This is a genomic window from Nostoc sp. (assembly GCF_036917555.1).
In the GTDB taxonomy this organism is placed as follows: Bacteria; Cyanobacteriota; Cyanobacteriia; order Cyanobacteriales; family Nostocaceae; genus Nostoc.
In genome coordinates, this window is record NZ_JBALDD010000063.1 from 482,875 (window position 1) to 506,446 (window position 23,572).

General features: G+C 41.8%; 26 protein-coding genes. 12 read left to right on the forward strand and 14 right to left on the reverse strand.

Annotation, left to right across the window (positions count from 1 at the left end; all coding sequences use genetic code 11):
• Positions 1-157: 157 nt before the first annotated feature.
• Positions 158-886, forward strand: coding sequence for a response regulator transcription factor RpaB (rpaB, locus tag V7K60_RS24720; RefSeq protein WP_292866575.1), 729 nt, complete (start codon positions 158-160; stop codon positions 884-886).
• Between the two features lie 98 nt (positions 887-984).
• The gene (locus V7K60_RS24725; RefSeq protein ID WP_334929233.1) at positions 985-1,644 is read left to right on the forward strand and encodes a cofactor assembly of complex C subunit B; all 660 of its coding nucleotides are present in this window, start codon (positions 985-987) and stop codon (positions 1,642-1,644) included.
• Between the two features lie 107 nt (positions 1,645-1,751).
• Here V7K60_RS24725 and V7K60_RS24730 read toward each other — a convergent pair whose 3' ends face one another.
• Entirely contained in the window at positions 1,752-2,666 is a 915-nt protein-coding gene (locus V7K60_RS24730; protein ID WP_334929235.1) for a M48 family metallopeptidase, read from the reverse strand.
• A 155-nt stretch (positions 2,667-2,821) separates the two neighbouring features.
• Between V7K60_RS24730 and V7K60_RS24735 the strand changes: the two genes are divergently transcribed.
• Complete coding sequence (locus tag V7K60_RS24735) at positions 2,822-3,340, forward strand: DUF456 domain-containing protein (protein WP_334929237.1); 519 nt, start codon at positions 2,822-2,824, stop codon at positions 3,338-3,340.
• Between the two features lie 556 nt (positions 3,341-3,896).
• A complete protein-coding gene (locus V7K60_RS24740) occupies positions 3,897-4,574 on the forward strand; it encodes a PEP-CTERM sorting domain-containing protein (protein WP_334929239.1) in 678 nt (225 codons plus the stop codon).
• Between the two features lie 159 nt (positions 4,575-4,733).
• Here V7K60_RS24740 and nblB read toward each other — a convergent pair whose 3' ends face one another.
• The 7 genes from nblB to V7K60_RS24775 form a co-directional block, all read right to left on the reverse strand.
• Positions 4,734-5,399 (reverse strand): phycobilisome degradation protein NblB, encoded by a 666-nt coding sequence (gene nblB / locus V7K60_RS24745; RefSeq protein WP_334929241.1) that lies wholly within the window; start codon positions 5,397-5,399, stop codon positions 4,734-4,736.
• Positions 5,400-5,465: 66 nt separating this feature from the next.
• Positions 5,466-5,930 (reverse strand): CBS domain-containing protein, encoded by a 465-nt coding sequence (locus tag V7K60_RS24750; RefSeq protein WP_334929243.1) that lies wholly within the window; start codon positions 5,928-5,930, stop codon positions 5,466-5,468.
• 161 nt (positions 5,931-6,091) lie between these two features.
• Positions 6,092-6,508, reverse strand: coding sequence for an 8-oxo-dGTP diphosphatase MutT (mutT, locus tag V7K60_RS24755; protein ID WP_334929245.1), 417 nt, complete (start codon positions 6,506-6,508; stop codon positions 6,092-6,094).
• 573 nt (positions 6,509-7,081) lie between these two features.
• Positions 7,082-7,426 carry a DUF760 domain-containing protein gene (locus V7K60_RS24760; protein WP_334816258.1) on the reverse strand — a complete coding sequence of 115 codons (345 nt, stop codon included), beginning with the start codon at positions 7,424-7,426 and terminating at the stop codon, positions 7,082-7,084.
• Positions 7,427-7,647: 221 nt separating this feature from the next.
• Positions 7,648-8,604, reverse strand: a complete 957-nt coding sequence (locus V7K60_RS24765; protein ID WP_104909800.1) for an RNA polymerase sigma factor, RpoD/SigA family — start codon at positions 8,602-8,604, stop codon at positions 7,648-7,650.
• Positions 8,605-9,158: 554 nt separating this feature from the next.
• Positions 9,159-12,425, reverse strand: coding sequence for a carbamoyl-phosphate synthase large subunit (gene carB, locus V7K60_RS24770; RefSeq protein ID WP_334929247.1), 3,267 nt, complete (start codon positions 12,423-12,425; stop codon positions 9,159-9,161).
• A 547-nt stretch (positions 12,426-12,972) separates the two neighbouring features.
• On the reverse strand, positions 12,973-13,527 hold the full coding sequence (locus tag V7K60_RS24775; protein ID WP_292866553.1) for a Dps family protein: 555 nt from the start codon (positions 13,525-13,527) through the stop codon (positions 12,973-12,975).
• A 454-nt stretch (positions 13,528-13,981) separates the two neighbouring features.
• Between V7K60_RS24775 and V7K60_RS24780 the strand changes: the two genes are divergently transcribed.
• The gene (locus V7K60_RS24780) at positions 13,982-14,239 is read left to right on the forward strand and encodes an Asr1405/Asl0597 family protein (protein ID WP_334929248.1); all 258 of its coding nucleotides are present in this window, start codon (positions 13,982-13,984) and stop codon (positions 14,237-14,239) included.
• 60 nt (positions 14,240-14,299) lie between these two features.
• Positions 14,300-14,947: a (2Fe-2S) ferredoxin domain-containing protein gene (locus V7K60_RS24785; protein ID WP_334929250.1), complete on the forward strand. Its 648-nt coding sequence runs from the start codon at positions 14,300-14,302 to the stop codon at positions 14,945-14,947.
• 61 nt (positions 14,948-15,008) lie between these two features.
• On the opposite strand, the gene V7K60_RS24790 is transcribed toward V7K60_RS24785, so the two are convergent.
• A complete protein-coding gene (locus V7K60_RS24790; protein WP_334929252.1) occupies positions 15,009-15,218 on the reverse strand; it encodes a hypothetical protein in 210 nt (69 codons plus the stop codon).
• Positions 15,219-15,317: 99 nt separating this feature from the next.
• On the opposite strand from V7K60_RS24790, the gene V7K60_RS24795 reads away from it, so the two are divergent.
• From V7K60_RS24795 to V7K60_RS24810, 4 genes are all read left to right on the forward strand, one after another.
• The gene (locus tag V7K60_RS24795; protein WP_334929254.1) at positions 15,318-15,446 is read left to right on the forward strand and encodes a hypothetical protein; all 129 of its coding nucleotides are present in this window, start codon (positions 15,318-15,320) and stop codon (positions 15,444-15,446) included.
• Between the two features lie 29 nt (positions 15,447-15,475).
• The gene (locus tag V7K60_RS24800; RefSeq protein ID WP_334929256.1) at positions 15,476-15,682 is read left to right on the forward strand and encodes a hypothetical protein; all 207 of its coding nucleotides are present in this window, start codon (positions 15,476-15,478) and stop codon (positions 15,680-15,682) included.
• Between the two features lie 420 nt (positions 15,683-16,102).
• A complete protein-coding gene (locus V7K60_RS24805) occupies positions 16,103-16,531 on the forward strand; it encodes a putative toxin-antitoxin system toxin component, PIN family (RefSeq protein ID WP_334929258.1) in 429 nt (142 codons plus the stop codon).
• A complete protein-coding gene (locus V7K60_RS24810) occupies positions 16,528-16,773 on the forward strand; it encodes a toxin-antitoxin system HicB family antitoxin (RefSeq protein WP_334929260.1) in 246 nt (81 codons plus the stop codon). Before V7K60_RS24805 ends, V7K60_RS24810 begins: the two co-directional genes overlap by 4 nt.
• Before the next feature lie 148 nt (positions 16,774-16,921).
• Here V7K60_RS24810 and V7K60_RS24815 read toward each other — a convergent pair whose 3' ends face one another.
• The 3 genes from V7K60_RS24815 to V7K60_RS24825 form a co-directional block, all read right to left on the reverse strand.
• Positions 16,922-17,161 (reverse strand): hypothetical protein, encoded by a 240-nt coding sequence (locus V7K60_RS24815; RefSeq protein ID WP_334929262.1) that lies wholly within the window; start codon positions 17,159-17,161, stop codon positions 16,922-16,924.
• 311 nt (positions 17,162-17,472) lie between these two features.
• The gene (locus tag V7K60_RS24820; RefSeq protein WP_334929264.1) at positions 17,473-18,663 is read right to left on the reverse strand and encodes a Rid family detoxifying hydrolase; all 1,191 of its coding nucleotides are present in this window, start codon (positions 18,661-18,663) and stop codon (positions 17,473-17,475) included.
• Positions 18,664-18,793: 130 nt separating this feature from the next.
• Positions 18,794-19,225 carry an NUDIX hydrolase gene (locus V7K60_RS24825; protein ID WP_334929266.1) on the reverse strand — a complete coding sequence of 144 codons (432 nt, stop codon included), beginning with the start codon at positions 19,223-19,225 and terminating at the stop codon, positions 18,794-18,796.
• Between the two features lie 153 nt (positions 19,226-19,378).
• Here V7K60_RS24825 and malQ point away from each other — a divergent pair, with 153 nt between their 5' ends.
• Positions 19,379-20,887: a 4-alpha-glucanotransferase gene (gene malQ, locus V7K60_RS24830; RefSeq protein WP_334929268.1), complete on the forward strand. Its 1,509-nt coding sequence runs from the start codon at positions 19,379-19,381 to the stop codon at positions 20,885-20,887.
• A 103-nt stretch (positions 20,888-20,990) separates the two neighbouring features.
• Here the strand turns inward: malQ and V7K60_RS24835 are convergent, their stop codons facing one another.
• On the reverse strand, positions 20,991-21,803 hold the full coding sequence (locus V7K60_RS24835) for a helix-turn-helix domain-containing protein (protein ID WP_334929270.1): 813 nt from the start codon (positions 21,801-21,803) through the stop codon (positions 20,991-20,993).
• Positions 21,804-21,832: 29 nt separating this feature from the next.
• Positions 21,833-22,591, reverse strand: coding sequence for a pseudouridine synthase (locus V7K60_RS24840; RefSeq protein WP_334929272.1), 759 nt, complete (start codon positions 22,589-22,591; stop codon positions 21,833-21,835).
• A 134-nt stretch (positions 22,592-22,725) separates the two neighbouring features.
• Here V7K60_RS24840 and V7K60_RS24845 point away from each other — a divergent pair, with 134 nt between their 5' ends.
• On the forward strand, positions 22,726-23,439 hold the full coding sequence (locus tag V7K60_RS24845; RefSeq protein WP_334929274.1) for an LmeA family phospholipid-binding protein: 714 nt from the start codon (positions 22,726-22,728) through the stop codon (positions 23,437-23,439).
• Positions 23,440-23,572 lie beyond the last annotated feature (133 nt).

Sequence of the window (23,572 nt, forward strand, 5' to 3'; positions counted from 1 at the left end):
TAAATAATCTTAATATTTACTTAATTCTTGAAAAAAACTAAAAACTAATAATAGTAGTATTTAGAGCTTTTTCCAAATCAATTCATGGAATGATATCTTAATATTATGGTATTAAAAATTAATCATGTAAATTTTTAGTTAAGGAGCCTAGAGAAACTTGGAAAGCCATAAAGAAAAAATCTTGGTGGTAGACGACGAAGCCAGCATTCGCCGGATTTTGGAAACACGCCTTTCCATGATTGGCTACGATGTAGTGACAGCTGGCGACGGGGAAGAAGCTTTAGATACTTTTCGCAAAACAGAGCCTGACCTGGTAGTTTTAGATGTAATGATGCCAAAGCTAGACGGCTATGGTGTATGTCAAGAATTACGAAAAGAATCAGATGTCCCCATTATTATGCTAACAGCCTTGGGTGATGTTGCCGATCGCATCACCGGATTAGAATTAGGTGCTGATGACTATGTAGTTAAACCATTTTCCCCCAAGGAGCTAGAAGCCCGGATTCGCTCGGTGCTGCGGCGAGTAGATAAAAACGGTGCTTCTGGAATTCCCAGTTCTGGGGTAATCCATGTCGCTAATATTAAAATTGATACGAATAAGCGACAAGTCTACAAAGGCGATGAGCGGATTCGATTGACAGGTATGGAGTTCAGCTTGTTAGAGTTGTTAGTCAGTCGTTCTGGAGAAGCTTTTTCTCGTTCAGAAATTTTGCAGGAAGTATGGGGTTATACACCAGAACGTCATGTAGATACCCGCGTAGTAGATGTGCATATATCACGTTTGCGGGCAAAATTAGAAGATGATCCTAGCAACCCAGAATTGATTCTCACCGCACGGGGTACTGGTTATCTTTTCCAGCGGATTATTGAACCAGGGGAGGAGTGAGAATAGTTAGGAGTGAGGAGTTAGAAGTGAGGAGTTAAAAACCTTCTTGAACTCATAACTCATAACTCATAACTCATAACTCATAACTTTACTCAAGGATGACTAAACCTGATCCTAATCGAGTTTTGCGGCGTCTACCCATTGTCGTGGGTGGGCTGGGCGCTGTACTTTTATTGATTAACCGTTTATTGACACCCGAATTAACCCAGTCTCAATCGCGTGGTGATGTAGTGGGCGTGATTTTGAGTGCAGTGTTAATTTTGACGGGTTTAATTTGGCAGCAAGTTCAGCCGCGATCGCCTGATATTGTAGAACTAATTGGAGAAGAAGGTTTTGTACTCGCAGCAGATTTACCCGAAGCCGTGAAAACAGAGCTAGCCTGGGCATCTCATTTATTGTTGACTAATACAGTAACGCGATCGCTTGTGGTTTTTTATCAAGGTAAAGTTTTGTTGCGTCGCGGGATTCTGAGTACTAAATCTGAAGTTGTGCCAGGAGTAATCTTAAAACAGGTACTCGAAAAACAAAAACCGATTTATTTAGTTGCGTTAAAAATATATCCAGGTAGGGTTGAATTTGATTATTTACCAGAAAATACTCAAGGTGTAATTTGTCAACCTATTGGCAACCAAGGTGCATTAATTTTGGGAGCAAATGCTCCTCGAAGTTACACCAAACAAGATGAAAACTGGATTGCAGGAATTGCTGATAAATTAGCCGTTACTCTTCACTCGAATTTATCCAACCAAGCGACTTAGCCTAAATTTAGGTTTATCATCTGTAAGAATAACTCGTAATTTGTAATTATTACCTCAAATTGACTTGCTCGTATCTATAAGTTAATTACGAATTACGAATTATTAACTCACCAAGAAGTCAAAAAATTCCAACCTTCCTTTTCTTCTGGTGTCTTTCCTTCTTTTTCTTCTAATTCTTCCGGTGTCTTTAAATTTGCCTGTTGAATTAAATTATCATAAGCTCCTGAATCAACCCATTTTAATAATTCGCCAGTTCGCATAACTATCCAAGAAAGCCCAGGCTCTGTATAGCTTAATATTTTAGTAACTTTATCCACACTATCAAAGTTATTGGATGCAAACTCACGAGCTTGGACGAGGAAATCTTCAATTACAGCAGTAGTCAAATACTCATCTGGTAAACCCGCGAGTTTCATCAATGTAGTAGTTGCTACGTCAATATCCTGACAAGCAAGCATTGCAGCCCGATCGGCAGTGAACCTAGCCATCATCCGCCAATTATACAAACCTAATTCCATTCCACCAGCTACTAAGCCACCGAATCCCAGTGTGGTACTGCTCAACAAATTTTTCAACGTTGGCATAACAATTGCCATTTGGTGATAAATCATGTGCTTACTCTTGATACGAGCGATTTCGTGTCCGAAAACGTAAACCAACTCATCTACACCAAGCCACTCCATTGCATCTAAATTGATACCGACAAGGGGTTTTTCCACGCCAACAATGTAGGTTTGAATGTGACCTGTGCCTCGAAATAGATACAATTCAGGAAGTGGAGCAACATCAAGAATTTGGCAGGTTTCTACAAATGTTTGATGTAATTGGGGAAAATTACGCGGCGAAATTCTAATTTCACTACCAAGGCTTTGCAGTCTTAGTAGGCGATCAATACCGTATTCGTTAATTTTTTTGAGTAGTAGGGAGACACCAGGCATATTTTGCAAAGAAGCCAAGGCTTTGCGATCAAAGGGGTGCTCGTAGGCTTCAGAACTTAGTCCAGTTAATATTTTTCTCGTCATAGGTTTTGAGCTTTTAAATAGCAGTTTAGAAGCATTAGGCAAACTTGCACCACATTGTACTAGGCATTTTTCGCTATCTTACCCAGATAGAATAAACAGTAGGAGCGCACAGATGTGCGCCTCTATGAGAAAATTTGGAAGTTTACAATTGATCTATGCAAATTATTTATTGGCTATTAGTTGCTGTAATGGTTGTGGGTATTATTGGTGCTGTAGTTCCAGCCATTCCCGGTAGCAGCTTAATTTTAATTGCAATTATCATCTGGGGTATCGTTAGTAGTTCCTTTGCAGCTATCAAAATTCCACTAATTGTGACAATTCTAGTTTTACTGCTGAGTGTCGGAGTGGATTTTTTAGCTAGCTATGTGGGAGCAAAACAAGCTGGAGCTAGCAAGTGGGGGCAAATTGGCGCAATTGTTGGTTTGGTGGTAGGGTTTTTGGGATTATTGCCAACTTTACCTTTTGGAGGACCACTGTTAGGAATTTTACTAGGCCCGCTTTTGGGAGCAATTATTGGTGAGTACCTTTATCGACGTGAATTCGGGTTGGCGGTTAAAGCAGGTATAGGAATTGTAGTCGGGTCTTTGGTTGGAAATTTGATTCAAGGGTTGTTAGCGATCGCCGCCGTTGTAGTTTTTGTTGTGACAACCTGGCCACAGGTATTTGGCTCTTAGCATTTGAAAAATCTGACATATTTAAGAACAGCGATAATAGCTAGCAATTAGCTGTTTGTTACAAACATTCAATTTGATAACCAAGACTATCTATAGTAAACAAATGCAGCGGTTCCTCCCATTTATTCTATGAGAGGAACCGTTTCACTAAATATTTAGTAATTAGAAAGATTATAGATACACTTCATACTCCATTTATCTAAAATAGAGTTTAGCTATTAACAATATAAAAATACACTTATTTTATATTGTTACGTAAATAGTTTTTCTTAAAGTTAGAGCTATTGCCAAGAATTTCAACCATAGAGAGTCAGAGATATACGAAGCGCAGATATGTAAGAAATTAAAACTTTATGAAGACGATTTATTCGTTGAAGATGTGATGAAGACCACTCAGTAAATATTGCAGGTTCTAAGTCTATGTGATTCTATGGAGATAAGAAATACATCACACAAGTTTCGCTTTCACTGACAGTATTTTAAATAGATTACTGATAGTAAAAGTCAAGCAATCAATTTCTCTGTTCCATATTATTATTAGGACTCTCAAAGGATCATGATTAATTTAAAATCTAAATTAGTAAACGCTACTCTGGCTGCTACTTTTGCAATCCCCTTGGCTACTGCTGGGTTGTTTACCTCTGCGGGTTCTGCTCAAGCTGTGAGCCTGAACGGGAGTATTGGTCTTAGTGGTAAATCTGTCGTTCTTTCTGATGGAGTCAATCCAAAAAATACTAGTATTGGATTTAAGACTGTTCATGTTGATGATACTTACGATGATTTTGCAGCCTTCTTACCAAACTTAAGCTCAGGTATTAAAATTAACACTCTAAATTTAACCAAGATAGCTAATCTACCAACAGTGGGAACAACCACAAGCGCTACATACTCATACTCTACAGGCATTTACACTCCATTCATTGATTTCGGATTCCGAACCCTGGGTAGTACTACTGCGCTTCTTACCTTTGATCTAGATGATTCTGTAGTTACCAGAACTCGGAAATCGAACAGTAACATTAATGACGAATTTGATGGGATTACGGGGACATTTAATTTCAAAGGAAAAACTATTGCGACAGGCAATTTGGGTGCTTCTCTTAATGGAAATTCAAGCACTTACCACTTAACTCTCGAAGCAGTTAGTGTTCCTGAGCCAACCACAATGCTAGGTTTGGGTTTAGTTGGTGCTGGCATGGTTATGTCTCGCCGTCGCAAAAGTGTCATTCAATAGTCCTATCCTAAATATAAAAAAGTTACTTTTAATTGCTAAAAGTAACTCTAATTGATCTATTCGATCTGGCTGGAATGCAAAATTATCCCAACCAGGTCGAATTTTTTCTACTGTCAGATAAATCTATATTAAGGTGAATTCTCTTAACCTTAGATAGACTTAAACTGACTGCAAAGAATTTTTGGCTTCGCTTGCGATCGCATCTACTTCATCATTAGCCAGAGTTTCTAATATAGATTTGGCTTCTGGATTATCCAAATGAGCTAAGGCTTGCACAAGTCTGTAACGAATTTGCCAATCTGGGTTGGTAGCATAGGGAGCCAACAGAGGAACTGCTTGTACATCTCCCAAGTCACCTAAAGAACTAATAGCAGCAGTTTGGACTAATTCATTTTCTGATGAAAGTGCCTCTTTGAGTAGTTCAAAGGCTCGCGGATCGCCCAACTCTCCCAATGTAGCAATAATACTGAATTGTATTAGCCATTCATCGGTTGTATGATAAAGCTGCTGTAAATCTTCAAAAGCTTCGCTTAACTTTAGAGCGCCCAAACAGTCTGCTGCTGCTGCTTGTACATCTACTTCGGAGTCATGAAGCAAGCGATCGCGCAAAATATCTAAGGATAACTGTAAATCTTGGGTTCCGAGTGTATCCATTTGACTCACCGCTGAGTAACGGACACGGGAATTGCGATCGCCAATAGCACTTTGAATTAATTCAAAACCAATCGCAGGTTCCAATTCGCGGATTTGATTTACAGCACGTAAGCGATCGCCTAAATCCTCAGAACTAAGCAATTGCTTAACAGACTCCGGAGTAATACTCATTTAGTTATCCTTGATTTTCAAATGTATAAAAAAGATAGACGCAATTAATCGCGTCTCTATTTTTGACTAATCTTGACTAGCAGCCATTGCCCGAATAATATCACCACGAGTGAGAATACCAATTACTAGACCTGTGCTGTCAAGTATTGGTAAGCGATGAACGCTGCGATCATGCATGATTGTAGCTGCTTCTTTTAAAGTTTTATCAGGGGAAATAGCGATCGGGTTTTTACTCATCACCTCCCCGACGGTTTGCCCTAGAGCCTTGTGCAAATCACGGTCATACGTAGCAGGATTTTTTAAATAGATAACACTATCAAGAAACATAATGTACGCAGGTGGAGTAACACCAGTTTCTTGCCACATCAAATCGGTTTCCGAGATAATGCCCACCAATTTACCAAGATCATCCACAACAGGTAGTCCGCTGATATGGCGTTCTGCGAGAATTTGGATAGCTTCCTTAAGTGGAGTTTCCTCCCGGACAACAATAGGATCGCGGCTCATCACATCGGCAACGGTTTTAGGCATTTATTTGCTGACACCTTAAATCAAAGTCCCTGCGCCTATTGTAGAAAATTGCGGGACTCAACCTGATGCAATTAATAGATTGTTACGGGATTAGTCATTGGTCATTGGGTATGGTTATTCTCATTGTCCCCTTGTCTCGCCTTACTCCCCCTACTTCTTTCCTAGTCCTCAGTCCCTTTTAATGCAGCAATAATTTGAATATTTGCTTTCGGAAAAGTAAATTGCTCCAGTTCTTCCAAAGTTACCCAGCGAATTTCATCGGATTCTAAAGGTTGGGGGACACCTGTAAGATGGCGGCAATGATGTACTGTAAGGGTAACGCGCAAGTTTGTATAGCTGTGGTCAATAGTAATCAGATGCTCTCCCACTTCAATTACTATTCCCAGTTCTTCAGAAATTTCCCGTTGAATACATTCTTGGATGGTTTCACCAGGCTCTATCTTACCACCAGGAAATTCCCACAAACCACCCATCGCTCCTTCTGGACGACGGCGGTCAATTAAAATTTGCTTTTGGTCATTCCAAATTACTGCAACACCGATGATTTTATGGGGTAGGAAAGAACTGGTTTCACTCATAATTGAATGGGGAGTAAGGAAAGAATTCCTGAATTTTGACTCTTGACTAATAACAAAACTCGGCAGACTAGTTGTAACTCTGCCGAGTTTAGATTTATTGCATAGGTCATCTAGCACTGTTCGTTTATCCACAAATGTGCATTAATCAGCTACAAATACACCTCTAATATCGTGTCTGGTTAAAAACTTATTATTCAGACCGCAGAGGCTTAAAGGGGAGGAATTTTTATGCTTTCTGTATAGGTTCGGGAGTTATAAGTAACTAGCCTGATATCATATAATTGATTGAATTAATCACAAAATTACAGGATTTCACAGAGAAGCGAAATCAAAGACTCCGCGTTCCTCTGCGCCAACCTCAGCGTTTCTACCCTGCGGGAAGGTGAAGCGCCTATGCATTGAAATTTCAACCTGAATTCGTCACTATTTTGGATATTTTAAAAAACTTAGCTGATGTATAATCCGGAATTAGCGGCAAAGATTTCGCAGAGACTTATTTTCAATTCGTATCGCCGTAACTATGACTAGCTATCAGCCTAACAATATTGATTGAATTTCCCAAATTTTACATTTCTAGTCAATTTCGCTGTTGTCAGTTTCAGATCCTTGTAAAACCATTTCAAAATTCATTCTCTGTTCAGCGTTACGCAAGAAATAACCACTAATCATCGCAGAAGCAAGAAGCCTACCTAGATTTTCCCGATTTGTGGTTACAGTAACACCAAAGTGTTCTGAAGGTAGATTACCTAATAGTCCTGTAATATTCCGTTCCATCACCTGAAAGACTTCGGCAGACGTGGGTTTGGATAGCTGGGTAACTGTCTCTGGACTCAAGGATTTAACGTACTGCCATAGTAAATCGTTAGTTTCTGATTCGCTATTAAAAAATTCTGAGACACGATTGGATGGGTTACTCATTTTTTAGCTCCTTAACTACCACTATTAGCTGCGGTGCTTGTGATTAGAATTTTAAATGTCTGTTTTGGATTTGACTTAGTTATTTTGTCTTCCTGTCAACTAATGTAACAGCCTAGCCTAAGAGTGGCAGTAGGTGTAACCGTACCAAAGTCAGCGTATTTTCTCACCCCAATAAATAGGTGAGGAGTGGGGAGTTAATTACAACTCATCACTCCTAACTTCTAACTTGCCAAATATTCATCCATATTGGCTTTAGACTTGCGAAGTTTGCTTAAAGCTTCCCGTTCAATTTGTCGGACTCGTTCTCGACTGATGTTCAATATTTCACCAATTCTAGCCAGAGTCAGGGCTTGCCCATCAGTTAAGCCAAAGCGCAGTGTGATTACTTCCCTCTGTTGTGGCGTGAGATCGCCCATTAGACGATCTAAGTCATAAGATAGGGAAGATTGCATAACAAACTCTTCGGGAGAAGCCCCTGGATCTTCCAGCATTTCTCCAAGTTCGGTGTCGTAGTTATCACCCAGCCGCAAATCCAAGGAAAGAGGCAAACGCGCCTTTTCTAAATACTCTCGTACTTGTTTGGGCGTCAATTCTAATTCTTGAGCTAGCTCCCCAGCCGTAGGAGCGCGTCCCAACTTTTGAGACAATTGGCGCTGTGCCTTTTTAATCTTATTTAATTTTTCGGTGATATGGATCGGCAACCGAATTGTACGAGCTTTTTCGGCTATAGCACGAGTAATAGCTTGCCGAATCCACCAATAGGCATAAGTAGAAAATCTGTACCCTTTGGTGGGGTCAAACTTTTCTACGCCCCGTTGCATACCAATACTACCTTCTTGGATCAAGTCCAGTAAATCGACATTGCGCTTGATGTATTTTTTGGCAACGGACACTACCAGCCGCAAATTGGCTTCTACCATCTTGCGCTTGGCAATTTCACCATCTGCGATCGCTTCGTTCAACTCTGCTGGTTCTAGGTTTGTTGCTTTGGCCCACTCTTCTAGAGTCGGTTGATGACCTAGCTGGGTGGCAAGAGATTCCCTTGATTCGTGCAAAGCGCAGGAACGTTGCACCTGTTTACCATAGAAAATCTCTTCCTCGTGGGTTAACAGTGGCACACGGCCAATCTCACGCAGGTAAGTCCGCACGAGGTCTGTGGCTGTCTGAGCGGTCTTCATGGCGCTACTCTTTGGTAATGATGAGGTTGGCGGTAGGGTCATTAAGGGATAGATGCTTTCTTTATTTATTAGGGTGCTACCCAGTCTGACTGGGAACCCGTACTATCGTTTGCAACTTACGCGCCTGAGAAACTCGGCTGCTCATAATAATCAAATTTAGGCTTCTTAACTGCTAAAACTACAGTTATTTCCTACTTTTCACAAGTATCCACAGTTAGATAAAAGGTTGCTTTTTAAACATTTTCTCTGGAAGTCCTATTAATAATTGTAACATTTATGAGAAGATTTTGGCTAGATAGCGACATGAAATTTCCTGGTTTTTCCAGTTCATGTAATGTTGCCCTCTATCTTAAGGCTGACTACAAGTCAATTTAAGAAATGATCTGGTTGAAATAATTTTCCTCATATTTGTTAAAGTATCTCAATGAGAACTATATTCATTCTCTTCTAACAATTGTTTAATTTTTCCTGGGAATTGGGCATGGGGAATGGGGCATTGGGGTAGTCATTCCCCTTGTCTCCCCTGCTCCCCTGCTCCTCTGCTTCCCTACTCTCTACTCCCTAGCGATCGGGCAGTACTCTTGGATAGTTTTAACGTCCAAAGTCGTATTTTGTAAGGAACGGATGGCAGCAACGGTAGCTTTTGCACCGGCGATAGTAGTAATGATGGGAATTTTATAAGCTAAGGCTGTGCGGCGGATTAACCTAGCATCAGTCTGGGCTTCTTCCCCTGATGGTGTGTTGATAATAAGTTGGATTTTCTGGTTTTTGATCGCATCTAGGACGTGGGGACGACCTTCATGGAGTTTTAACACTAATTCAATATTTAACCCCTGTTCGAGAAGAACTCGGCGTGTACCAAGGGTAGCCATCACTGTAAAGCCCAAATCAATAAATTCCTTGACCACACCACTTGCAGCAGCTTTATCGCGATCGCTCATTGATACAAATACAGTTCCCGTTAACGGTAAACGCTCCCCAGCACCCATCTCCGCTTTGGCAAAGGCACGGCCAAAGTCGCTGTCAATCCCCATCACCTCACCAGTGGATCTCATTTCTGGGCCCAATATTGTATCAGTTCCTGGGAATTTATTAAAGGGTAATACTGCTTCTTTTACAGCAATATGTGTGGGAATGATTTCCTCTGTAAAATGTAGCTCCTCTAAGGTTTTGCCCGACATAATTAAGGATGCTAGTTTAGCTAACTGTACGCCCGTAGCTTTAGATACAAATGGCACGGTGCGAGAAGCGCGGGGATTGGCTTCTAGAATGTAAACTTGCGGAGAATAGCTGCTTGCACCGACAACGGCAAATTGAATATTCATCAACCCTACGACTGACAATGCTTGTGCTAGCTGTATCGTCCAAGTGCGAATCTGATTGAGAACTGCTGGCGATAGGGAAATAGAAGGTAAGGAACAAGCAGAATCTCCTGAGTGAATCCCTGCTTGTTCGATGTGTTCCATGATGCCACCAATCACTACCCGTCCTGTATGATCGGCGATCGCATCGACATCGACTTCAATCGCGTTTTCCAAAAACTTATCAATTAAAATCGGATGTTCTGGTTCCACTAGTACCGCAAAGGTCATGTAGCGTTCCAACTCAGCATCGGAATAAACGATTTCCATCGCCCGTCCCCCCAACACATAGCTAGGACGCACCACCACCGGATAGCCAATGCGTTTAGCAACAATCAGCGCATCTTCGTAACTCCGCGCGATACCATTGGGCGGTTGGGAAATATTCAACTGTTGGAGAATTTTTTCAAACCGCTCGCGGTTTTCTGCCATGTCGATGGAATCTGGCGATGTACCCCAAATTTGAGTGCTGAGTCCTGAGTCCTGAGTGCTGAGAAACTGCTGGAGTGGGATAGCCAACTTTAGCGGGGTTTGTCCGCCAAACTGGATAATTACCCCGACTGGATTTTCAGTTTCGATGATGTTAAGAACATCTTCTTTTGTTAAAGGCTCAAAGTAAAGGCGATCGCTGGTATCGTAGTCTGTCGAAACTGTCTCTGGGTTGGAGTTGACCATAATCGTCTCATACCCCGCATCCTTCAAAGCATAAGCGGCATGACAACAACAATAGTCAAACTCAATTCCCTGTCCAATGCGGTTGGGGCCACCACCCAAAATCAACACTTTTGGCTTGGTTACTGGCAAAACCTCTGTTTCTTCTTCGTAGGTAGAATAGTAGTAGGGGGTAAACGCTTCAAACTCAGCTGCGCAGGTATCTACAGTTTTATAAACTGGGATGATTCCTAGTGACTTGCGGTAGGCGCGAACTTCATCTTCGGTGGTTTTGGTGGCATAGGCAATCTGGCGATCGCTATATCCGTCCCGCTTCACTTCATAAAGTTGCTCTTTTGTCAATTGCTGTAAAGGTGTCCGCTTGAGAAATTTCTCGACATCTAGCAGTTGCTGAAATTTATCTAGGAACCACGGGTCAATACCAGTCAGTTCGTAGATTTCCTCAGCACTAATCCCTAGTTGCAAGGCATGGCGCACGGAGAAAATGCGATCGGGGTTAGGTGTCCGCAGTTGGGCGCGAATTTGTTCACCACTGGGTAATTTTTCGGCTTTGTCGCAACCCCAACCAGCACGTCCGGTTTCGAGCGATCGCAGTGCCTTTTGGAAGGATTCGTTGAACGTCCGCCCAATTGCCATTGCTTCCCCGACTGACTTCATTTGGGTTGTCAGCACTGGTTCCGAACCAGGGAACTTTTCAAAGGCAAAGCGGGGGATTTTTGTCACCACATAGTCAATTGTCGGCTCAAAGGACGCCGGAGTTTTCTTGGTGATGTCATTTTTAATTTCATCCAAGGTGTAGCCCACAGCCAATTTTGCAGCCATTTTGGCAATGGGGAAACCCGTGGCTTTGGAAGACAAAGCCGAACTGCGGGAAACACGGGGGTTCATCTCAATTACAACCACATCTCCATTAACTGGGTTGACAGCAAATTGAATATTAGAACCGCCAGTTTCTACACCGATCTCACGGATGATTTTAATTGCCATATCCCGCAGCCTTTGATATTCTTTATCAGTGAGGGTTTGCGCGGGAGCGACGGTAATAGAGTCCCCGGTGTGAATGCCCATCGGGTCAAGGTTTTCGATGGAGCAGATAATCACCACGTTATCTGCCAAGTCACGCATCACTTCGAGTTCATATTCTTTCCAACCAAGTAAAGACTGGTCAATGAGAATTTGCGAAACAGGGCTGGCATCTATACCCACCTGTGCCATTTCTTCAAATTCTTCTTGGTTGTAGGCAATACCACCGCCACTTCCACCCATTGTGAAAGCTGGACGAATAATTAGAGGATAAGTACCAATTTGGCGGGCAACAGCTTTGGCTTCTTCTAAAGATTCGGCTGTGTCGCTGGGACACACAGCTACCCCAATCCTTGCCATTGCTTCACCAAACAGTTTTCGATCTTCGGCTTTTTCGATCGCTGGGAGTTTAGCGCCGATTAACTCAACGCTGTACTTTTCCAACACGCCATTTTTGGCTAAAGCAACGGCGAGGTTGAGGGCGGTTTGTCCTCCCATCGTTGGTAGTAGAGCATCGGGGCGTTCTTTTTCAATGACTTTTTCGACCAATTCTGGAGTTAGCGGCTCAATGTAAGTGCGATCGGCCGTTTCCGGGTCGGTCATAATCGTTGCAGGGTTGGAGTTGACCAAAACCACTTCATAGCCTTCTTCTCGCAGCGCTTTGCAGGCTTGAGTGCCAGAGTAGTCAAACTCACAGGCTTGTCCGATCACAATTGGACCAGAACCTAACAGTAGAATCTTCTGAAGGTCGTCACGGCGGGGCATAGTCGTTGCCTTGGAATATGAGAATAGAAATCCTGATCATTTTAAGGGTCTTTACCCCCTGTGGTGCTTTTTATTATTAAGTTTTCTAAGTTTGATCACAGGAAGAGAGTAGGGGAGCAGAGGAGACAAGGGGGAATTATTGAACAAGTCTTTCCCCTCTTCCTTGTTTACCTTGTCTCTTCTCCATGCCCAATGCTCAACAATTATTTTGTATTTCTAATTTTATTTAATTATGATCCTCAAATTTCTAAAGCTTTTGGGAATCTTTATTATTTAATCTGATGAACCTTGCGATAAATGATGATTTATTTTGGCATCTGTCTGTCTGCTTATTTATGCATAAATAAATTACTTAAATAAAAATTTATCTTAACTAGCTAATTGCTAAATATTTTCAACGTTAAATATTATATAAATATGTTTACTTAGATGAAAAATGGCAGAGAAATTAGGTATACCATTCTCTGCCATTTTTTATAATATTTTAACAGTTGGGCTGCCAACTTTTTCTTTCAGTCTAGCTAGACAAATCTAGATTATGAGAATTTTAGCTTTGAGCTGCTTGGACAAACCCTAAAGTTAAGCTGTCTTTGGCGAGGAAGTGAGATAAATGATATGCACGTTCCTCAGTTTTTAACAAAATCTTTTCGTACAGATAGCGTGTGCCCCGATCGCCTAAACTCTCTGCCTGAGCAGCTTGACGACGAATCACGCCAATGATTGCTTGTTCGGCAGCTAGGTCGTTTTCCACCATTTGGCGAGAGGAATATACGCCTTCAGATTCTTGCTCAAAACAGGTTAATTCTGCTAATTTGCTGAAGGTAGCTACTGGCACACCACCCAGTCCATCCAAACGTTCGCCAATTTCATGAACGTGGTCTTGTACTTGGTTGTAGCTTTCGTTAAAAAACTCATGCAGAGAGTAAAATTCTGAGCCTTCAACTACAAAATGATGCTTTTGGTACTGCAAGTACAGTGCCTGGAAACTAGCTAATATAACGTTAAATCCTTCTGTAACTGGAGCAGTTACACTGTGATCCAGCAACACAGGATTGTCATATACATGACCAAAATTCCGTAACAAAGTTTGCGTTTCAGACATTGTTCTCCTCGCTATTTACCAATTATAGATTTTAACTGCTCATTGTTTACATATTAACATTTTCACAATAAGAGCAAGCCAATTTGCCATGACAAGATTTTGTATTTTTGTTTACTAAAAGTCTTAAGTTTCTTGTTTGCTGGATTATGGCACGCTCATCTAGTTGTGTATATTTTTCATTATTATTGACATGAAAACTTAAGTGTGCATACATACCCCAAGAAGTGAGCGTAGATGGGGGAGTAAATACCTCCTTGCCCTAATTGTCCAGGTCATCCACCCGATCTCCCTCATGGGATGATTGCAAAATTTTATTCTTTTTCCAAAATTAATGAGAATTGTTTGCACTTAAGGTATGCTGGTTTTGAGAGGCTAGACTACTAAGACTTTCAAAAAGCAGGGAGTTAAATGGCGGTAGTTACTGCAAGTTTGTTGCATTTTGAGGGCAATTCTCTTGAAATCGTATAGTTCAGAAATACAAATAAACCACCTTGTAGAGGTGAATTGGGTAGACCGCTGGCAAGTCTATCAACGTCTAAAGGAGTTAGACATTCCCTGTAGTTGTGCGGCTAACCAGCCATTAAAAGTTGAAATTAGCAATCTGACTGCGGCTGTTCAACTTTGGAGTGTAGTACGGCGATTTACAGCCTCTCGTCAAGACCAGATTTGGACTCTTGAGTGTTGCTGGAAAAATCGCTACCAACAGTTATAATTTTTAGCTGCTGAGAATATCTTGCTTGGTAGCTTGTATTAATTAAAAGGAGGTTAAAAAATGGGTGGATCTCACAATATGGAAGTATCAAAATTTTGCTTTGAGGGCAGATTTATAGATTTTGTTATTAAAGATGGCTATAAGCTGAAAGGTTTACTGCTGGCTACTCATGAGGGTGAATGCTACGTTAAACTCGCTAAACATTTACGGGCTGCTTTTGACATGCGGCTACCAGCAGGTACTTGGCTACAAGTTGTTGGTTATAAAGAATACGATATAAAAAAAGACAAAGTTACACTGAAAGCGGAACGTGTGATGGTGGCACGTTCTGAAATAGCGGCAGTTAAAACCATCGCTGCACGAGAAGAACCCCCATTTATTGATGATGTCAAGGTAAAACCAGCTAAGACTAAGGCCACGATTTTGGTGTGTCAAAAGTCTGATTGTATGAAACGTGGCGGTAAAGCAGTTTGTCAGGCGTTGGAGGCGGCTTTAAGCGATCGCGGTTTAGAAGACCAAATTACAATTAAGGGCACTGGTTGTATGAAGAACTGTAAAGCTGGGCCGAATTTAGTAATGCCAGATAAAACACGCCATAGTCGAATTCAAGCTACACAAGTTCCCGCGTTGATGAATCAGCATTTTGGCGATAAAAGTTTGTCAGCACAGTCTGAAAATTTAAGGAAAGCGGCGATACCTAAATGGTAAATTTTGCAGAAACAAGTAGTGAAATGTTGACATTTTAATGAGAAAGTTTAATAATATCTTCTCAAGTGTGTTCCGTTAATACTCGGTCGTAAGTTTTGCTAGAAGTTAGCAATAAAATCAAAAAACTGGCTTTAATTAAGGCCAGTTTTTTCAATGAATAGGGTTTCAATTGAGCAATTTTTAACCGGAATGCTTCGATAATTTTGAAAGGTTCAAGGGAACGTAATTGATTGGTGAGTACGTAGACACACTGAAGCTTGTTGTTGGACATCGCTTACAGTTGAAGCATCAATCATCAATGATTTAAAAACAAATGCCACATAACCTTCAGTGGATATACATCGTTTTTTTTACATTTTCCACGATAGTCATGATTTTTCTATTCCGTCATGACTGGAATCGCCTCGCTAAACTCTACCGCACGAAAGAAGCGCCGCCACAAAACTTCTCGCAAATGGAAAGCGGTTGTGTGGGGTTGGTGTATTACAAAGGACTTTAAATGTTGGTATAACTCATCAAGGGATTTATTTGAGTATTTTCTCGTTGTTTAGCTTGGGGCTTACGCCGTTGTTGATTCCCTGGAGTGCCATTAGGAAAATTGAACCTGCTAACCAACTATTTATTGAGCGTTTTCGCTTGTATCTTAGTTCTTCAAAAGTCAAAATGATTTTAAGCAAAGATATTTTGGAACCAGCTAAAGAATTTTTAGCCACACAGGGATTTGAGTGGATTTAGACAATTCCCTGTTTTTATCTGACTGATACCATAGGGATACAGCTTTGCGTAGGCGTAGCTCGCACTTCTCTACGAGACACTGCGCGTAGCTTGCTTCCACGTTCGCGTAGCGTCCCGTGGGGAAGTGTTACGATAAAGCTACTTCGACTCCCTTCCCTGCGGGACGCTACGCGTAACTTGCTTCCCCGGAGGGGTACGACTGCGCTTAGGGCAAGTCGCTCAGTACAAGTCAGCGACCACCGCAGGCATCGCTTGTATTTAACGCAAACTCTAAGCGCTATATTTATACTGAATTACATTGAGCGATCGCAATACAGTTTGTGATCAAAAAGGTAAAGTTCCTCATAATCATTTTTCAAATTGGTATTAGAACTGCAAAACAGCATTAATTCGTAAGTCGAGAGCCAGTATCATGCCTCTGTGACAGTTCCACAAGTTGTCCTTGATACAAATGTTATCGTTGCTGGTCTGCGTTCCAAACGAGGGAGTGCTTTTCGTCTGCTGACGCTTGTGGGTACAGGGGTTTTTGATATCCATCTTTCGGTTCCACTGGTTTTGGAGTATCGAGAAGTATTATCACGGCAACTCCCAAATCTCTATCTCACTGCACTAGATGTTGAAGAATTTATCGAGTTCCATTGCTCGGTTGCAACGCGACATCAAATTTTCTTCCTCTGGCGACCTTACTTGCCCGATCCGAAAGACGATATGGTGCTGGAGCTAGCAGTCAAGGCGCGATGTGATAGCGTAATAACATATAATGCTCGTGACTTCAATGGCATTGAGCAGTTTGGGATAAAAATATTGACACCTGCGGAGTTTTTGCAATCTATTGGAGCATTGTCATGAGCAACCTCAGCGTCCAGCTTCCTGACTCTTTGTACAAAAGTTTGCAGGAACTTGCCAAACAAGACGGTATTTCTATCGATCAGTTTGTGGCGACAGCAGTTGCGGAGAAAATTGTTGCACTAACAACTGAAATTTATCTAGGGGAGTTAGCAAAGCTTGGCAGTCGAGAAAAATACGATGCAGTTTTAGCGAAAGTACCAGATATTGAACCGGAATCTTACGATCAATTACCTACAGCCTAACAATTATCATCACCTTGTAATTTTTTTACCCCGTTTGGACAAGGTTCTATTGCCAAGTCGTTGATTTTAGTTTGTATGTGCTCTTGTACGTCTAGAGGTAGTATCCTAAATTGCTTTTTCGCACTCTTGGAAAATTTCACTTCGTAACTCACGCAACATCCTTGTTTATTTCGTTTCTTATTTCGTTTTTAATTTCATCCCAAGACACACTGCCATTAATGCGTATATCTTCCCTAGCTTCTTTAATAGCTTTTAAGTCTTCTTCATCTTCTACATCATCGATTTTTTTTAAAAGTGCGTGAATTTCATCTAAAGTACTATCATAAGATTGATTTAGCAGTACGTTGATATCTTTAATTAACTGTTCTCTTTCGTTTATTGATTTCATTTTTAATCATCCAAGCGTGGTTTGACTTTTTCTGCCACCGTCTCTATGGTAGACCGTCATGCTTTGTCATAAAAGAGGCAAAATTCTTTAACATCTCTATGCAATTGAATTGAGCGATCGCCTACGATTTGTCATGAAAACGTTATACAGAAAATGACGGCGATCGTCTTCTGGGGGTAATGTTGGATTTTGGCGAAATTGCTTTACTTGGTCTTCAACGTTTGTTCGGTTCTAAATCAGGTGGAATATCCGGGCGCAAAACAGAACCATCAAATGTAACCGTTAAAATTTTGCTCATTGTTCTATTTCTCCTAACCACTAATCACTGCGATCGCATCAATTTCTACTAACACATCTTTAGGTAAGCGCGATACCTGCACACAAGCCCGTGCTGGGGCTGTATTTTCCGAGAAATATTTCGCATAAACGGCATTCACCGCCGCGAAATCATTCATATCAGCTAAAAATACAGTGGTCTTCACCACATCTTCAAAAGTCGCACCAGCTGCTGTGAGGATGGCTTCAAGATTAGCTAATACCTGCTCAGTTTGCTTTTTGACATCATCAGTGTAGACGACATCACCAAGGCGGGGATCGATGGCAATTTGTCCAGCAATGAATACAAATTGACCTGAAGCTGCGATCGCTTGATTATAAGGACCGACTGGAGCGGGTGCGTTATCAGTATTAATTACTTTACGGGTCATAGATATTACTTTCTCTAACGATGTTTCCTGTTTACCGATTTCCGCTTCAGCTGTGATCGGTTTGTAGACTTCTCCATCTGGCATTATCGCACCAGTCAGGTCTGCATCTTGAAGATTGGCTCCGTAAAGATTTGCTCCAGTTAAGTCAGCTTTTCTAAGATTTGCTCCGTTCAAATTTGCTTTCATTAAATCCGCTTGTTGTAAATCCGCTCTCTCTAAATTTGCCCCTTTGAGACAGGCTTTTCTTAAATTTACGCCTCTGAGATTTGCTGCACCTAGATCAGCCTCAGCCAGATTCATACTAGATAAATTCTTTTGAGATAAATTAACACCCCGAATTTTGGCTCCCTGCAAATTGGTATCTCTGAAATGTACCTGAATTAGGTTTACTTGACTCAAATCAGCTTCAAACAAGTTAGCCCCACTTAAAATTGCACCACTAAGGTTAGCTCTCACAAGATTTGTTTTTTTGAAAGAAGCTTCAGTTAGATTGGCAGAATTTAGCGTAGCATCACTCAAATTGGCATTATCTAGGTCTGCCCAACTCAAATTTAAACTAGAACTTTCTAGCAAACCACTTAAGTTTGCGCTTGTCAGAGATGCCCTGGTGAGATTTGTGCTTTTAAGACATGCCTTACTCAGGTTGACATTATTTAAATCTGCTCCCGTCAAATCTGCACTTGTTAAGTCAATCCCACTCAGATTTGCACCTTTGAGGTCTACTCCTCTCAGATTTACTGAATCAAACTTTCGTTGACCTTTTGCATATTGTTTTAAAAGTTCCTCAGCGTCCATAACGCACCTTTAAATACCACTGACACAGTATAATCACAAAAACTTTGTGTCACAGGTATTCCTCTCCCCTCTTCCTTCTCTTCGAGACGCTGGGCGAACGCGCCCTTGGCGTCTTGGCGGTTCGTCCCTCTTACCCCAACCTCGGACGTATCCCATAATGCCGATATTGCCAATAATCGCGCAAAATGCGATCGTGGTCAAAACATAAATTACCAGGCACTCGCCAATACTCAAAAATGCCTACACCCTTAGCATCATCCCCAGCCAGAGGTTCCCCCGTAGCTGTCGCCAAAAACACAATACTAATCGTATGCTGACGCGGATCGCGATCGGGGTCAGAATACACCAGTAATTGTTCAACTAACTCCACCTGTAAACCTATTTCTTCCTTAGCTTCTCGCTGCGCCGCCACTTCCACCGCTTCCCCATAATCTACAAAACCACCAGGAATGGCCCAACCTAAAGGTAGATTATGTCTTTCAATTAACACTATTGGCCGATGAGGTCGATCTACGAGTTCAATAATGATATCAACTGTCGGTGTAGGATTTCGGTAAGTCATAATCTGTTAACAGTGAACAGTTAATAGTTAACTGTATTTGTTAGCTCTGTGACAACTGATAACTGATAATCGAATACTGTTCTGTGATAGATTCGATGCGATCGCCTAGCGTCTCCATCAGACAATTGCTCCCTCCTATAATTTAGATTACTTATGCCTTTTCCTAGATCAAGTGGTATTTTGCTGCATCCTACCTCCTTTCCCAGTCGATTTGGCATTGGGGATTTAGGCTTAGAAGCTTATCGCTTCATTGATTTTCTTAAAGAAAGCCATCAACAATATTGGCAAGTTTTACCTTTGGGCCCCACTGGATACGGGAATTCTCCGTATATGTGCTACTCGGCAATGGCGGGAAGTCCCCTGTTGATTAGCCCAGAAAAACTGCAAGATGAGGGTTTGCTAACAGAAGAAGACTTTGCTAATTTACCAGGTTTTCCAGAAGAAAAGGTAGATTTCGAGAAGGTTGTGGCGGTTAAAATTGGGCTACTCAAAAAAGCCTATGAACATTTTAGAGCCAATGCCACACCTATCAAACAAAAAGAGTTTGAAGGTTTTTGCGACAGCAAAGCCTATTGGCTAGATAATTACGCCTTATTTATGGCGTTGAAAGATGCCAACGAGAATGCAAACTGGCACGCATGGCCGTCAGAACTTGTCAAGCGTGATCCACAAGCAATGGAGCAAGTACAGGAGCGGCTCAATGAAGAGATTTTTTATTATAAATTTGTCCAATTTGAGTTTTTCCGCCAGTGGTCAGAGCTTAAAAGCTACGCCAACATGCGCGGTATTGACATTATCGGCGATATCCCCATCTACGTAGCTCATGATAGCGCTGATGTGTGGGCGCATCCCAACATCTTTTGTCTAGATGAACAGACAGGAGCTGCCGCCCAAATGGCAGGAGTTCCACCAGATTACTTTAGCGCCACCGGTCAATTGTGGGGAAACCCAGTTTACAACTGGGAGGAATTGCAAAAACAAGACTTTAAGTGGTGGGTACAGCGTTTTGAGGCAATGCTGGATTATGTAGACATAATTCGCATTGACCACTTCCGGGGCTTCGAGGCTTATTGGGCTGTGCCGCAAGGTGAACAAACTGCCATGAATGGTAAATGGGTGGAAGCGCCTGGAGATGCTTTTTTTGAAGTGATTAGGCAAAAGTTGGGCAAACTACCCGTCTTAGCAGAAGATTTGGGAGTAATTACACCGGGGGTAGAAGCGCTGCGAGACAAGTATGAATTTCCGGGGATGAAAATTTTGCAATTTGCCTTTAGTGCTGATTCCACTAATCCATTTTTACCATTCAATTATCGGCACAATGCTGTAGTTTATACCGGGACTCACGATAATGATACAACTATAGGCTGGTTCAATACAGCTGAGGAGCAGGAAAAGCAAAACTTGTTGCTTTATTTAGGTTCTATCAGCCCTGATGGCATTCACTGGGATTTGATTCGCCTAGCTTTGAATTCTGTAGCCAACCAAGCGATTATTCCCTTGCAAGATATTTTGGGATTAGGAAACGAAGCGCGGATGAATTTTCCCAGTATTGCTGAGGGGAACTGGGAGTGGCGCTATCAACCAGGAGCGATAACAGACGAATTGCGCGATCGCTTGAAAGTTCTTACCAGACTTAATGGACGCGCCCCGGAAGCCCAGTGAAGAGTAGGGAGTGAGTAGTAGGGAGCAGGGGGAGTGGGGAATGGGGAGATGAGGGAGCAGGGGGAGCAGAAGGAGAAATAAATACCTCCTTATCTCCCTCATCTCAAAATTTAGGCTTGGCAGCAATCCTAACTTCTTCTTCTTTCCCTGGCTCTCCCATTTTCTTGGCTTTCTCTTGATTGACGCTCACCAACACACCACCAGCATTATCAGTTTTCACTGTCAGTTGCTCTTGGGCTTTCCAAACTCGGTGAGTTCCCTCTGGCAGAATACCCTCAAACTCGGTTTTGCCATCGGCTACTACACGAATCCAAGATGAGGCTTTCAAAGTGACACCAACTTGGACAACCTGTCCCTTTTGGACATCGCTCAGGGTATCGCTGACAGGTTGTACCTGTGTTGACTCTTTTAGTTGAGCTAGTTCTGGTTTAACAACAGACTTTTGTTTTGGATATTGCTGGTTTGGGCTATTATTTGCTTGTAGTAAGGCGTTATTTAATAACTGAGATAACCCATTTACAGAGCATACTATTAGGAATATGTAAAGAAAGTAAAGATGAATCGGACGTAGTTGAGCCAGGGGTGAAGTATTCCCCCTACTTAGAGGGCTAACTTGTGCAGAACTGATCGGAAAAGTGCCAGAAAATTCTACTCCATTCAAGCCGAGTGCATCGGCAAATTGCCTAATCAAACCCTGAATATAGACTGGTTCTGGTAGATCGTTTAAATTACCTTCTTCGATCGCCTGCAATAATCGTCGGGGAATCCTGGTCAATGCAACCACTTGTTCTAGAGATAGACCCTGTTCTTGACGCAATGCCCAAAGTTGAGCGCCTAATTCTGCCAACTTTTCGGCTCGTTGTTCCTCTAATGAAAGTGATGGCTGGTGATTATTCTTCTTTCTTAGCCATTTCATGCCTACTGACACTCCTTAATTCCACTGAATCAATAATTAGGTTGCGTTATCTGATCTTGCAAAAAGCGAATCTCATAATCTTTAAGGGAACGATATTTACCCTCTGACAAAAAGGGTTCTTTTAGAGTTTGTAATTTAATTGGGCCAATCGCAGTCCGATGCAGCTTGATTACTGGGTATCCTAACTGTTGAGCTATCTTGCGAATTTGGCGATTTCTTCCCTCCTGCAACACTATTTCTAAAACACTTTGCTCGGTACGACGTTCTATGAGGTGTACCTTAGCGGCCCTGGTTTTTCTACCCTCCAACATCACACCTTGACGCCACATTTGCAGTACTGTTTCTGAAGGATGTCCTTTGACCAAAACATGATATGTCTTGGAAATACTGTGACGTGGATGGGTTAATCCAAATGTCAATTCTCCGTCATTGGTCAGGATTAATGCTCCTGTAGAGTCTGCATCTAGACGGCCAACTGGGTGAATTCCTGAACCCTCCCGTAATTCTTTCGGTAGTAGATCCAGAACTGTTGGTCTTCGATGAGGGTCGTAGCAAGTTGAAACCACTCCCGGTGGTTTGTGCAGCAATAGATATATTAAAGCTGGACGCTGCTTTTGGGATACAGGCTTACCATCAATTGCGATCGCATCTTTTTCGGGATCGACTTTTTGACCTAAATGTGCCAATACCCCATTAATCCGCACCCGTGAGTGCCTAATCATTTCTTCGGCTTCACGACGTGAGGCGATACCCCATTGAGCAAGAATTTTTTGTAACCGTACCTCCATGTGGAAATTGCTTATTTACTGTTATCAATTAAATGATATTTGCATTTTGTAACGAGTAGGCATAAATGTTACATTTAAAGCTTATTTAATTTCGGTTCGGTTGTTGAGCAAATACTCATAAACAGATTGGTTAAATGCCAGAGCAAAATCCCCAAAAAAGAAGTGGAAATAAAATCCGCATAATTACACAGGTACTCACAACAGCAGTCAAGCTTTGGTTAAGAGCGCAGGTCAGTCAAATATCGGAATTAGAAGTCGAGATTAAAGCCAGCGATCGCCAACTTTTCTCTGGACGCATTCCTTCGGTATCTGTTTTTGCTACTCATGCAGTTTATCAAGGTCTCCTAATTACACAAATTCAATTAATAGCAGAAAATATTCGGGTAAATATCGGTTCCGTACTCAAGGGAAAACATCTGCAACTGTTAGAAACAGTACCAGTGATTGGCGATTTGATCGTAGATGAGAAGGATCTTAACGCTTCTCTCTCATCAGACTTATTATCGACTGCTTTGAGCGATCTATTGGTTAAGGTTTTACCAACAGATTACCCCCAGTCACAACCAATCAAGTGGCAAGAAATTCTCCTTGGGAACAACCAAATTATACTGCGAGGTTTGAGAGTAACCGATAGTGAAACAACGCCTCTAGAGATTTGTCTGAGCTTACAATTACTTAGTGGGCATGAGTTGCAACTGGTACATATCCCAATCAAGCCTGATCGGGGAGATATATTAAAGGACAATTATGAGTACAATCTGGATCTTGGCTCAGATGTCGATATCGAAGAATTAACGCTGATCCCAGGCAAGCTGGTATGTCGTGGGCGGATTAACGTAAACCCTTGATGATGACAAATTAAAAAATATTAATACCCTATTTTAAATGATATAGCGCCTAGTGGGGACTGGGGACTGGAGAGCAGGGAAACACAGGGAAGTTGCAGTAGTTTTTCCCCTCTGCCCCTCTGCCTCTTTTCAA